Source organism: Defluviimonas salinarum (assembly GCF_026013545.1).
Taxonomy (GTDB): domain Bacteria; phylum Pseudomonadota; class Alphaproteobacteria; order Rhodobacterales; family Rhodobacteraceae; genus Albidovulum; species Albidovulum salinarum.
The window spans coordinates 1-12,755 of sequence record NZ_JAPDOG010000057.1; the positions used below are offsets into that span (position 1 = coordinate 1).

General features: G+C 60.4%; 7 protein-coding genes and 1 pseudogene. 4 read left to right on the plus strand and 4 right to left on the minus strand.

Going from position 1 to position 12,755, the window contains the following annotated elements; genetic code table 11:
• The coding region (locus OM960_RS24635; RefSeq protein WP_264773833.1) for an integrase core domain-containing protein at positions 1 to 282 on the plus strand (282 nt) is incomplete at its 5' end.
• 125 nt (positions 283 to 407) lie between these two features.
• On the opposite strand, the gene OM960_RS24640 is transcribed toward OM960_RS24635, so the two are convergent.
• On the minus strand, positions 408 to 4,292 hold the full coding sequence (locus OM960_RS24640; RefSeq protein WP_264773834.1) for an Ig-like domain-containing protein: 3,885 nt from the start codon (positions 4,290 to 4,292) through the stop codon (positions 408 to 410).
• A 321-nt stretch (positions 4,293 to 4,613) separates the two neighbouring features.
• Here OM960_RS24640 and OM960_RS24645 point away from each other — a divergent pair, with 321 nt between their 5' ends.
• The gene (locus OM960_RS24645) at positions 4,614 to 6,095 is read left to right on the plus strand and encodes a winged helix-turn-helix domain-containing tetratricopeptide repeat protein (RefSeq protein ID WP_264773835.1); all 1,482 of its coding nucleotides are present in this window, start codon (positions 4,614 to 4,616) and stop codon (positions 6,093 to 6,095) included.
• A gap of 267 nt (positions 6,096 to 6,362) precedes the next feature.
• Here the strand turns inward: OM960_RS24645 and OM960_RS24650 are convergent, their stop codons facing one another.
• Positions 6,363 to 7,046: a TetR/AcrR family transcriptional regulator gene (locus OM960_RS24650; protein WP_263340913.1), complete on the minus strand. Its 684-nt coding sequence runs from the start codon at positions 7,044 to 7,046 to the stop codon at positions 6,363 to 6,365.
• Between the two features lie 139 nt (positions 7,047 to 7,185).
• Between OM960_RS24650 and OM960_RS24655 the strand changes: the two genes are divergently transcribed.
• A complete protein-coding gene (locus OM960_RS24655) occupies positions 7,186 to 8,316 on the plus strand; it encodes an efflux RND transporter periplasmic adaptor subunit (RefSeq protein WP_264773836.1) in 1,131 nt (376 codons plus the stop codon).
• Complete coding sequence (locus OM960_RS24660; RefSeq protein WP_264773837.1) at positions 8,313 to 11,414, plus strand: efflux RND transporter permease subunit; 3,102 nt, start codon at positions 8,313 to 8,315, stop codon at positions 11,412 to 11,414. The genes OM960_RS24655 and OM960_RS24660 overlap by 4 nt, the downstream gene beginning before the upstream one ends.
• 68 nt (positions 11,415 to 11,482) lie before the next feature.
• Here the strand turns inward: OM960_RS24660 and OM960_RS24665 are convergent.
• Both OM960_RS24665 and OM960_RS24670 read right to left on the minus strand, forming a co-directional pair.
• Positions 11,483 to 11,872: pseudogene (locus tag OM960_RS24665) on the minus strand (DDE-type integrase/transposase/recombinase); the annotation flags it as partial.
• 52 nt (positions 11,873 to 11,924) lie between these two features.
• A complete protein-coding gene (locus tag OM960_RS24670) occupies positions 11,925 to 12,632 on the minus strand; it encodes an IS6 family transposase (RefSeq protein ID WP_264773838.1) in 708 nt (235 codons plus the stop codon).
• Positions 12,633 to 12,755: the final 123 nt, after the last annotated feature.

The following is a 12,755-nucleotide window of genomic DNA, read 5'->3' on the forward strand; positions in this document are numbered from 1 at the left end:
GTCGCGCAGGCGGTCCGGGACTGGATTGCCGCCGTCGGTGCCAGGACGGCCTACATCGAACCAGGGTCACCCTGGGAGAACGGATACTGCGAGAGCTTCAACGCCAGGTTCCGGGATGAGCTGCTCAACGGCGAGGTCTTTTACAGCCTCCGAGAGGCCAAGATCCTCATCGAGCAATGGAGGAAACACTACAACACGAAACGCCCCCACAGTGCTTTGGGCTACCGCCCGCCGGCCCCTGAATCCGTCATCCCGATGGACCAGAGGCCAGTCATGCACTAACAATCAAATCGGACCACTCAGGTGGGGCTGATCACTCACCGCCGTTCTCATCAAGTCGGGTTTTTCTGACAAGACCCTATGCGTCGCTATATGACAAGTTGCTCTGACACCGCCCGACTTTCACATCACGCAAGAATTTGGTCGCCAAACCAGAAATCGTCGGCCGCGAATGTATGGTCGGCAGCATCCGCGAATGTCAGACTGTCCCCGCTCGCGAAGCTCAGAACCTGGTCGTTTCCGACGACACCGAAGGAAAGCTGATCGAAGCTAGTTTCCGTGAAGCCAAACAACCAGACAACGTCGGCCTCGGACTGGTTGAAATCAAGAACAACATCGTCACCGTACCCCAGGTCGAAATGGAAGATGTCGGCGCCAAGTCCACCCGACAAGACATCGCTCCCGAAATGGCCGGAAATTTCGTCGTTTCCTGCCCCACCCTCGAGCGTGTCGTTGCCACGCATACCCACGAGGACATTGTTGCCGTCGTCGCCGCGAAGGATGTCATTTCCGTCGCCCGAGACAGCATTCTCGATGGAGGTGCCCGTTGCGAAGCTGGCGATTTGTACTGGGCCACTGCCATCGTCCGCGGTCATGCCCAAGGCAAGATCGAGGTCGACGTCTGCGGTCATCGCCGCGAGGTTCAGCCAGTCGGTACCTGCGGCATCATCTATGACCACCCGACCCATTTCGGCCGCAAGACCAGTCGAGAGCATTTCATCGGTATAGGTATAGACATCGTCCAAAACGACGCTTCCCGAAGATCCGTAAAAGTCCAGGGAAATGGCGTCGATCGCGTTTCCATCGTACTCGGTGCCGTAGTTGTCGATGTCGAAGGAAACGTCATTTTCCTCGAGCGTGACCGTCCACGTCCCGTTCGGGTCTTCTCCTCGGAAGGCATTGGCACCGAAATTCCATGTGACGTCGACCGAAAGCAGAATCAGCCCCAGGAAATCGTAGGCCGGCGTGTAGTCATTGATCGGTAGATCGAGAAGACTGACCGTCGTGCCGTCCGGAGACGTCAGGGACAGTGACACTTCCTGCATCAGGGTCGTGCTCAGTTGGATCGCGATATCGACGTATTCCAGATCCATTGCCGGACCGGAATAGTCGAATGTCCAGTTCGCTGTGTCGCCCGCGCCTGAGACACTGAGCCCATCCGGGGCCATGGTGCCGGTGGAGAAGTGCGCCTCGTTCTCCGAAGTTTGGGGCGAGCCGAAGAGACCCCAAACCTCAGCCATGCGGACGGCGCCATGTGCATTTAGCGCTCCGAATCCGTAGTCTTCGGAGAAGTGCATTGCACCGCCATTCCAAGTCTGGCTGCCGTTCCACGTTCCAGCGAAGAATTCGACCGGTGTCTCGACCAGCGACTCGAAGACCCCGTCGATGTCGAGATCGGTCGGAACGAGTTCGGTTGCCGTGTTCAGGACGCCGATTTCGGAACCGGTCCAGACCGCGGATTGGGCGAGGATGTTCTGGACATCGCGCCATCCGAGATCGGGGTTCGCTTCGAGCATCAGCGCCACGACTCCGGCGGCCGTCGGAGTTGCCGCGGATGTTCCGCCGAAACCACTCGTGGCGTAGGCGGAGCTCCAACTGCCGTCGGCGTAGCCATAGCTGCCGTCGCGGTCGGTCGTCGGAATTCTCAGATTGCTTTCGGGAAGCAGATTGCCTTCTTCGTCGGCGACCGTAAGTCCGCTTGACGGCGCCGAGATCAGGATATTGGCGCCGCGGTTCGAGTACCAGGACACGTCCCCGTCGGAATCGTAGGCGCCGACGGTGATCGAAAACCGCGTCGCATCGTTGGCGTCGCCCTGCGAACTGTCGGCCCAGTTGCCCGCGGCCTTGAGAACGATGGTCCCAAGCCCGTCGCGGCCAATTGTCACCGCTTCCTCGACGGCTGCAAGATATGCCAGTGTCGAAGCAACGGTGTCGTTCAGATAGACAGGTGCCGCACCCCAGCTGTGATTCACGACGTCGAATTCGTCCATTTCGGCGATCGCGTATTCGAATCCGGAGAGGTCGGTCGTATTGTTGATCGAGGCCGGACCGCTGAAGATGTTCACGCCGACGATCGTTGCATCGTAGGCGATCCCGATGGTTCCTTCGCCGTTTTTCTCGGATGCGATGATACCCGCAACGGCGGTACCATGGCGGGCTTCCTCTTCCGCCACGGGAAGCGGGTCGAGAACCGAACCATTCCAGACAAGGTGTCGGTTTGCGTCGTAATTACCGTCGAGATCTACGTGATCGTAGGCGATTCCGTCGTCGTAGATGGCGACAACGACGCCGACACCTGTGTAGTCCTGCCAGACAGTTTCCAAACCGCCGAGCATCCCGAGGTTCCACTGCTCCGCATAGAGAGGGTCGATGTCGGGTTCGGGAGCGGGTTCGACGACGATCGTGAAATCTGAGGGTCCGGTCGGGTCGCCCGACACGTTTCCGGCGAGATCCGTGGTCCTAAGCGAAATGGCCCGCGTACCTTCCGCGAGGCCAGACAACGAATAGCTCCACTGCCCGCTAGCATCGGCGGTCGTTTCGCCGGCATAGACCCCGTCGACGAAAACCTCGATGCGGGAAAGGCGCTCGGACGTTCCGCGCAGCATTGGACTTGAATCCGATGTCGATCCGCCGTTTGCGATCGCGAGCGAATCCGGCACGCTGCCACTGTCGACGAGAGTTTCGACAATGACCGCATCCGTCACGACCGTGTCGATCTCGATCAAGAGATCGCTCGTCCAGGCTTCGTTGCCGGCCGTATCCCTCACCAAGGCACGAAAGACGTGTGTGCCTTCCGCGAGGATCCCGGGATCTGCCGTCCAGCTGCCGTCGGTCTGAACGGTCGCTGTGACCGACGATGTAAGATCGGGAGCTCCGTCGACGACGGCGTACACCATGACAGTCGCTCCGGGCTCCGCGATGCCCTGGAGGATCGGAGTGTCATCGGATGTAACGCCATCTCCGACGATACCAGTGTCCTCGTCGATCCCGGAAATCTCTGCGAATTCCACCGTTGTATCGATCGTCAACTGGAAGTCGTCCGATTGCGACGAATTTCCGGCCACGTCGGTGACGATTACATGAAGGAGATGCGCTCCGTCAGAAAGCGCTGTTGACTCAATCGTCCATCTTCCGTCCGTCGAGACCGTGGATCCGAGCAGGGTGCCATTCGCCTCGCGAAGCGAAACGGTCGCGCCGGCCTCGGCTTGACCTGTCAGGACAGGCGTGCCGTCCGAGACCAGAACATCCGGATCGGCCGACCCGTCCGACGCAAGGACGGCGTCGATCGTGGCGGCAGGTGGCGTCGTGTCGAGCACGATGTCGGTTGAGGACGTGTCGCTCTGGTTGCCGGCGTTGTCGGAGAGGCGCGCGAGAACGGCGTTCGAGCCCTCAACAAGGGTGCTTCCCGTTGTCGTCAGATCGACGAAGCCCTGGTCGATGTCTGCCTGGGTCAGCACCCTAGTGACATCGACGGAACCATTGACCACAAGATCGACTGTATCTCCGGCCCGAACGGTCGGATCGAAGGCGATCCGGAAGGTGGCCAAAGTGTCGTTTGTGATTCCGTCGCCCGGAAAGCCGCTATCGGACTCGAGCAAGAGCACTGGGGCACTCGCCGTTGGCGCTTCGGTGTCCACACCTTCAATCGACAGGTTGTAGGGTTCCGTCGAGACGGTTTTTGTTCGGCCGTTCTTTGGGTTGACGTCCTCGTAGGACGCAACAACCGTGAAGTCGCCGCTCTCGTCGTCGAACGTATCCGAACCATATTGCGTGTTGTTCAGCGACCCGTAGTCGATTGACCAGTACCAGGTGCCATCCTGTTCGTACCACGTTGCCGTGGTTCCGATCCAAGTCGTCCCAGTTGCGGGATCGGTTGCTGTAATGGTGATGGCTCGAGACGGGTCGCCCGTGCCAAATAGGCCCGTGCCATCCGACGTTGGGCCAAGCACGGCAAACACAGTCCCGGTATCGCCGTTGCCTCCGCCTTTTCCACCGCCTGCTGGTCTGGGCATATCTTTTCTCCCCATCCAATTTCTGGCGCCCTCCCGACTTCACGGCACCAAATTTTCGATAATATGGCAATGTGGATCGGCGAATTACGGTCTGAATTGGGTCAATTGTTTTGCGAATTGATACAATCGGATGGGATGCGAAGTTCTGTTCCAAAACTTTCGTTGTTTGCCGGTCGTGAACTCACTGTTTCAAGATCTTGGGTGATCAGGCAACCTCAAATTGCTAGTTCTTTACGGCGTCACCTGGGTCACAATTCGGTGCTGGAATGCCTCCTCTGATTTGGTCCGACGTTATGTTTAGATGTTTGATCCCACGGTTTGATGGTGCGATCCATTCGGAGACTGGTTCGAATCCGTCTGACAGCTCCGCTGGCTAGCAATCCGGATCGGTTGGTCACCAAGGACGAACTGGTCGAACGGGTCTGGGACGCGCGTTTCATCTCCGACAGCGCGATCTCGACCGCGGTCAAGGAAGCCCGCAAGGCGGTGGGGGATGATGGCGCGCGGCAGTCTATCATCCGAACGGTACATGGCCGCGGGTTCCGTTGCGTGGCCGAGGTCAGGGTTCGCAGAGACAGCCCGGGCGAACACGAGCTCCCCACCGATTATCCGGGCGGATTCCAAGGACGTCCGTCGATAGCCGTACTGCCGTTCGCCAGCCTTGGGGCCGAAACGGGATACGCCCCGCTGGCCGATGCCTTGCTGGCCGAAATCATCTCAGCCATTTCCCGCCTGAGGTGGATTGCGGTCATCGCGCGCGGATCCTCGTTCCGCTTCCGTGCCCAGATCCCGGATCCGTCAGCCGTACGTTCGGCGCTAGGAGTGCGATACGTGCTCGCCGGTCTGATCGAGGTTGCGGCAAAAACCCTGTTCGTGAATGTCGAACTGTCCGAGACCGCATCAGACCGAGTGATCTGGAGCGAACGGTTCTCGGCGCCGATCGATGGCATTCACGAAATCCGGTCCCGGATTGTGGCGGAAATCGTGACGGCGCTGGAAATCCGGATACCCATGGCCGAAGCGAGCGCCGCCGAGATCCGGCCGTCAAGCAACCTCGATGCGTGGGCGGAGTTCCATCTTGGCCTTCGCCACCTTTACCGGTTCAACCGGATCGATAACTCCGCGGCAGAAGCCCGGTTCCGGAAGGCTATCGAAAAAGAGCCCGGATTGGCCCGGGCGCATGCGGGCCTTTCGTTCACGGCCTTTCAGAGCGCCTTCATGCATTATGGCCGGGATACCGATGCGATGAACCTAGCCCGGTCTGCCGCCGACAAAAGCCTGGAACTCGATTTCCTCGATCCCTTTGCAAACTATTGCATGGGCCGGGTGCAATGGCTCAACGGCGATCTCGAACAAGCCATCGCCTGGATGAGTCGTAGCCCGGATGTCTCGCCGAATTTTGCGCAGGGAAGTTACGCGAAAGCCCTGATGATGATGAATGGTGAAGGCGCCGCTGCACGCGCCTTGAACAGCAACGCCATGGTATTGAGCCCGCTCGACCCCCTCCACTATGCCATGCTGGCCAACCAGGGAAACACGCATCCTTGCGAGGGAAACTTCGCCGAAGGCGCAAGATGGATTGATCGCGCGGCCAAGGCGCCGGGAACGCACTACCTGATCGCCATGCTGGCTGGTGCTGCACACCATCTGGCGGGGAATGACGAGAATGCCCGGATGTGGACAGACAGGGTCCGGCAACGCCGCCCCGATATCACGACCGAGGAATACTTCAGGTCCTTTCCGTATGCCGAAGGTCAACACAATGGCCGAATGTGGAAGGCGTTCAGGGACTTGGGATTCTGAATGAGTTAACCGGTTCGAACTGGTGTGGGGACAATTGCCGGAATTTGCGCACAACTGAGCTTCAGTCGAAACTGCTGTCCCACGGTTGCGGCATCGCGCATTGCCAAACCGCTTCAGTTCCCGTTCGTCCAGTCGAGCCAGTAGTTTGCCCTGGCCTGAAAACGCATTCGCCGGGAAGTTGAATTCTTCCGACGGGGCATTCGTGACAGAAGCGCTCTTACCGTTGGCTCAACGAACCGCACCCATCATTCGCGCGTGAAGTTAGCCTCAGCCGCCGGAGGGTTCCCGCGACCCCAGACCCCGAAGGGCAAAATCGAGCAAGGGATCGAGAGTGGGCTGAATGTCTTCTCCGGCACGCAACCTGCCCTCGACGATGACGGGATGGCAGGCCGAGATAAGGGCTGCCTGGAAACAATGCGAGGCAGCCTCCGGATCGGACACGCTGAACTCTCCGGCGTCGATCCCGTCGGAAATGATCTCGGCGATCATCTGGCGGATGCTTTCCTGGTGCTCCTGCACGACGCTCCAGTTGTTCTCGACCGCGGCATGGACCATTGCGTGGGTCCGCTTGTCAGCGATGCAGCGATTCACGATCTCGTGGTGATTGGCAAGAACCAGTCGACGTAACCGCTCGCGGGCACCCAACGAAGGATCATCCGCGGCTTCGCGCATTTTCTCGCGAACGTCGGCGGCAAGCTTGCGCGCCACGTCCTCACAGATCGCCGCCTTGGAAGAGAAAAAGCGATAGACATTGGCCGGCGACATGTCGAGTTCGGCGGCGATGTCGGCAACGGTGGTCTTCTGGTAGCCAAATTGTCGAACCAGTTGCTTGGCCGTCTCCACGATTCGGTCGTGCATTGCGTCGGTGGCCGCCGATTTGGCGGTGCCGGTACGCATCCCCGGCCTGCCTGTTGCGGGTGGGTCCGAGGTCTCGATCTCACGCTCGATCATGTTTCTTCCTTCGTTTCCACAAACATAGTGCGGTGTCACCGCGACGTCTACCGTTTGACGTGTTACAATTGTTACATGACGTTTTTTGACAATCGTCACTTTTTAGCTCACAATCTTTGAAAGTCATCAAGGAGCCCCCATGCGACCCGGAGTTTTGATCGCCTCGACCATTGCAGGACTCGGCCTGGCCGCCGGGTCCGCAGTTCTTCTTCCAGAGCACCTCTCACGAACCGGTGCCCGTGCAGCGGTGCCGCAACAGGAAGTAATACAGCCCGTTGCCAGAACGGTACTCGTCACCGCAGTTCAGATGTCCCGCGGCAGCGCGGTCCGGAGCTTTCCTGCCACGATTGCAGCAAAGACGGAATCGCAGCTCGCCTTTCGCGTCGCCGGCAAGGTGGGAGCGAAATTGGTTGGCGTTGGCGACAGGATCGCCGCCGGAGACGTGATCGCCAAATTGGACGACACCGATCTGCAATTGCAGCTCGAGTCCGCCGAGGCAGAGCGGTCGGCGGCTCGGATCGCGCTCGCGACGGAAACGGAGAACCTGACTCGGATCGAGTCCCTGAAATCCGGCGGCTGGGCGACTGACAGAGCCTCGGATGTGGGCACAGCGGCGACCGAAGAAGCGCGTTCGAGGTTACTGAGAGCGGACCGCAACGTGCAACTGGCAAGAAACCAGCTCGACTACGCCACCCTACGCGCCGCCGAAAGTGGCGTGATCACCCGTGAGTTCGTCGAAGTCGGACAGGTGGTAGCGGGTGGGCAACCCATCGTCGAAGCTGTAAATGACGGCGAGCGGGAGGCGGTAATTGCCATTCCGGAAGCCCTGCTTTCCGAATTCCGTGACGCTAACGCAACCGTTGAACTATGGTCCAGCCCGGAGCAACGCCTCACCGCGTTTCTGCAGGAACTGTCGCCGATTGCGGACCCGATCACCAGAACATTTCAGGCCCGCTATCGCCTTGAAGACCCCACGGGCTCCGCGGCATTGGGAATGAGCGCCACGGTCTGGCTGAGCAGGGACGGACAGGCTCGCCGCGCCGAACTGCCGTTAGCGGCACTGCATTACGGGAACGGCGGAGCGAGTGTCTGGGTTGTCGGTCCGAACGAGCGGATTGAGACGCGCGACGTCACGATCGCCGGTTTTGGCGCCGACACCGTGTGGATCAGCGACGGTCTGAGCGAAAACGAGAAGGTCGTCGTGCTTGGCACACACAAGCTTGCGGACGGCGAGCCGGTTCGGCCCGTTCTGAACGGAGAAGAATCATGAAAGACTTCAACCTTTCCCGCTTCGCCGTCGGGCACCCGGCCCTCGTGTTGTTCCTGATCATAATGCTGGCACTGGCTGGCACGCTGTCCTACCTGCGCCTCGGGCGCGCGGAGGATCCCGATTTCACGATCAAGGTGGCGATCGTGTCGGCCCAATGGCCCGGCGCGACCGCCGCAGAAATGCGCGACCAGGTTGCCGATCCAATCGAGAAGAAGCTTCAGGAACTGGAGAATCTCGACAGGATCGAGACCTACACCACCTCCGGATTCATGGCGGCAAATGTCGTGTTTCGAGACGCCACGCGGCCAGAGGACGTGCCGGATCTGTTCTACGAGGTTCGCAAGAAGCTCGGCGACCTCGGTCCAAGCCTGCCACGTGGCGTTCTTGGACCGCAAGTCAACGATGAGTATGGCGACGTCTATTCGGTGGTCTACATGCTGACCGCCGACGGGTTGGATATCGGACAGGTCAAGGATGCCGGCGAAGATATCCGCCAGCGCTTGCTGCGCGTAAAAGACGTGCGCAAAGTCGAGTTGATCGGCACCCAGCCCGAACGCATCTTTGTCGAATTCAGCCACGTGAAGCTTGCGACGCTGGGCATCGAGCCGCGCGCCATTTACAACAGCCTCGCACGGCAGAACGCACTGACGCCCGCGGGCCAGTTCGAGACCGACGCCAGCGCAATACCGGTGCGCATGACCGGCGCGCTCAATGGCGTCGCGGCGATCGAGGCGGTGCCCGTTGCCGCCGGCGACCGTGTGTTCCGGCTGGGCGATATTGCGACCGTGCGGCGGGGGTTCATCGATCCGCCGCGCAGCTTGCTGCGCCAGAACGGATTGCCGGCCATCGGGATCGGTGTTTCGATGGTGGAGAACGGCAACATCATCGCGCTGGGCGAGGCACTCGATGCGGAAATGGCCGACATTCGCACAGGCCTGCCGGTCGGGCTCGATGTCGAGCAGATCGCCGATCAGCCAGAGGTCGTTGAACATTCCATCGCCGAGTTCGTGAAGGCCTTTGCTGAGGCATTGGGCATCGTATTGCTGGTCTCGTTCCTGTCGCTCGGTCTGCGAACCGGCTTGATCGTGGCGCTATCAGTACCGTTGGTGCTGGCGATCGTTTTCTTGGTAATGGCTGTCATGGGAATTGACCTGAACCGGATCACCCTTGGCGCGCTGATCATCGCCCTGGGCCTGCTGGTCGACGATGCGATCATCGCCATCGAGATGATGATGGTGAAGATGGAACAGGGCTGGAGCCGCGCGGAAGCGGCCGCCGCCGCCTGGGACATTACCGCCTTCCCGATGTTGACCGGAACGCTTGTCACGGCAGCGGGGTTTATCCCGGTTGCCTTCGCCCGCTCTGCGGTTGCCGAGTATTCCGGCGGCATCTTCTGGGTCGTGGCGATTTCGCTGATCGTTTCCTGGTTCGTCGCGGTGATCTTCACGCCCTATCTCGGGATGAAGTTCCTGCCGAACGTGGCCAGCAGCCATGGCAACGGGACGCCCTACCAGAGCCGGATCTATCGTGCCCTCCGTGCGGCGATCGACGCGAGCGTCCGCCACCGGATCAAGGTGGTGGCCGCAACCGCCGGGCTGTTCGTTGCCGCCATCCTAGGCTTCACAAACATTCAGCAGCAGTTCTTTCCGCTCTCCGAGCGGCCGGAATTGTTCCTGCAGATGCGCCTGCCGGAAGGATCCTCGATCACGGCCACCAGGAACATGGTCGAGGAGGCAGAAGAGCTTCTGGCCGAGGACCCCGATGTCATTCACTCGACGAGCTACATTGGCCGGGGAAGCGTTCGCTTCTGGATCGCGCTGAATCCCGAGCTTCCGAACCCGGCATTTGCCGAGACTGTGATCCTGTCGAAGGACACGGAGGCGCGCGAACGGATCAAGAAGCGCCTTGAGGCAGCGATCAGCGACGGTGCCCTTTCCGGCGCGCGCGTTCGTGTGTCCCGCTTCAATTTCGGCCCGCCCGTCGGACATCCTGTCCAGTTCCGCGTGATTGGCGACGACGCGACCGAGGTGCGCCGGATTGCAACTCAGGTGCGGGACGCGATGCGGACGAACCCGGATGTGCGCGACCCACACCTCCAGTGGAACGAGATGACGCCTGCGATCCGTCTGGTCATCGACCAGGACCGCGCACGCGCCCTGGGGTTGGTACCGCAGGACGTGGCCGAAAGCCTGCAGACGCTCGTCAACGGCCTGGACGTCACCCAGTTGCGCGATGGCAATGACATCGTGACGGTCGTTGCCCGCGCTGTGTCCAGCGAACGACTTGATGCCAGCGGTCTCGGAAATCTGACGGTTGTGAGCCGCAACGGCGTGCCGGTGCCGCTCTCGCAGGTGGCGCGGATCGAACCTTCGTTCGAAGAGCCGATCCTGTGGCGCCGCAACCGCGATCTGGTAATCGCCGTTCGCGCCGACATCGTTGACGGTGTCCAAGCCCCGCAGGTCTCGAGCCAGATCCTGCCGCTGCTGGAGCCGATCAAGGATGCCCTGCCAGCCGGTTATCGCATCGAGACCGGGGGCACGATCGAGGAGAGCGAGAAGGGCAACGGGTCGATCTTTGCAATGTTCCCGATCATGCTGACGGCAACCCTGACCATCCTGATGGTGCAACTGCAAAGCTTCTCACGGCTGGCCATCGTCCTGATCACGGCGCCTTTGGGACTCATCGGGGCATCGCTGGCGCTGAACCTCTTCGGTGCGCCCTTCGGCTTCGTGGCCCTGCTCGGCCAGATTGCGCTCGCGGGCATGATCATGCGCAACTCGGTGATCCTGGTCGACCAGATCGAGGCTGAGGTTCGGAGCGGGATTGATCGGCGCAGCGCCATCGTCGAGGCGACCGTTCATCGCGCGCGACCTGTCGTGCTGACGGCGCTGGCCGCGATTCTAGCGATGATCCCGCTGTCACGCTCCGTGTTCTGGGGGCCGATGGCAATGGTCATCATGGGCGGCCTGCTGGTGGCAACCCTGCTGACCCTGTTTTTCCTGCCCGCCTTATACGCTCTGTGGTACCGCGTGCCGCGGCAGCAAACGGAACCAGTGAAACAGGACACCGTCATCGAACTTGCCACCGCAGCAGAATGACGGAACGACCGATGAGGAGCTGTCAGACGGATTCGAGCCAGTCTCCGAATGGACAGTGAGCTTGCCCCTTATGCGGCACCGAGTTGACGCCACTCGGCGAGAGCGGCGGCGCGGTTCTTCTTGAAATTTGCCCTCGAGGAGAAGCTACGCTCCGAGTTGAAATGGTTGAAGACTGAGGCGTGGACGGCAGCGAACATCTGCAGACTTCGCATGCGCCGGAAGCGCTGCATCGCCCTTTCTCGTCGTCGGAATGGCAGGTGCGAATTCTCAGCCCGATTGTTGAGCCAGCGGCCCGTTTCCTGCCGGTCCGCCGCGCCGACCTCCCGTAGCGCGGCACCGTAGGACCGGAGCTTGTCGGTGACGAAAATGTGCGGCCGGCCGTAGCGCTTCATTGATTTCCTGAGAAATTTCAATGCCGCCTTCTTGTCCCGCGTCTTGATCATGAAGCTCTCGAGAAGGTGCTGTCAGACAGATTCAAACTCGTCTCGACAAGGGCAGGAACGCTGCCCTTTATGCCGCGCCGAGTTTACGCCACTCGGCGAGAGCGGCGGTGCGGTTGAGCTTGAAGTTTTGTCGCGAGTAGAGGTGGCGTTCCTGACTGAAATGATTGACGACCGAGGCGTGGACGGCGGCGAACATCTGCAGACTGCGCATCCGCCGAAACCGCTGCATTGCCCGTTCTCGTCGTCGGAACGGCAGGTGCGAATTCTCCGCCCGATTATTGAGCCAGCGACCAGTTGCCTGGCGGTCGGCCGCACCGACCTCCTTCAATGCGGCGCTATAGGAGCGCAGCTTGTCGGTGACGAAAATGTGCGGTCGACCGTAGCGCTTCATTGATTTCTTGAGGAATTTCAATGCCGCCTTCTTGTCCCTCGTCTTGGTCACGAAGCTCTCGAGGACCTCGCCTTCCTGGTCGATGGCCCGCCAGAGATAGTGCCGCTCGCCGTTGATCTTCACAAACATCTCGTCGAGATGCCATTGCCACTGCGGCCCAGAACGCAAGCACTCGGCACGTTTCTTGCGGATCTCGGCGGCGAACATCGGTCCGAAACGCTGCCACCAGAACCGGACCGATTCATGGCTTATGTCGATGCCACGCTCGTGCAGCAGGTCCTCGACGTTACGGAGCGAGAGCGGGAAGCGCACGTACATCATCACCGCCAGGCGGATGATCTCGCGGCTCGTCTTGAAGTATTTGAACGGGTCAGGTTTCGACATCAAGCGACGCTAGGGCCTGTTGACAAAAGGGATTCACACGGACGCCTGATCATGATTCAAGCTGGTATCTGCGATGGAGACCAGCTTGGCACGAGACCTGATGTCGGACGATGAGTGGGCGTT

Excerpts from the sequence above, each read along its gene's own strand:
- OM960_RS24640 (WP_264773834.1), bottom strand. The coding sequence starts at position 4,292 with ATGCCCAGACCAGCAGGCGGTGGAAAAGGCGGAGGCAACGGCGATACC.
- OM960_RS24650 (WP_263340913.1), bottom strand. The coding sequence starts at position 7,046 with ATGATCGAGCGTGAGATCGAGACCTCGGACCCACCCGCAACAGGCAGG.
- OM960_RS24655 (WP_264773836.1), top strand. The coding sequence starts at position 7,186 with ATGCGACCCGGAGTTTTGATCGCCTCGACCATTGCAGGACTCGGCCTG.
- OM960_RS24670 (WP_264773838.1), bottom strand. The coding sequence starts at position 12,632 with ATGTCGAAACCTGACCCGTTCAAATACTTCAAGACGAGCCGCGAGATC.
- OM960_RS24660 (WP_264773837.1), top strand. The coding sequence starts at position 8,313 with ATGAAAGACTTCAACCTTTCCCGCTTCGCCGTCGGGCACCCGGCCCTC.
- OM960_RS24645 (WP_264773835.1), top strand. The coding sequence starts at position 4,614 with ATGGTGCGATCCATTCGGAGACTGGTTCGAATCCGTCTGACAGCTCCG.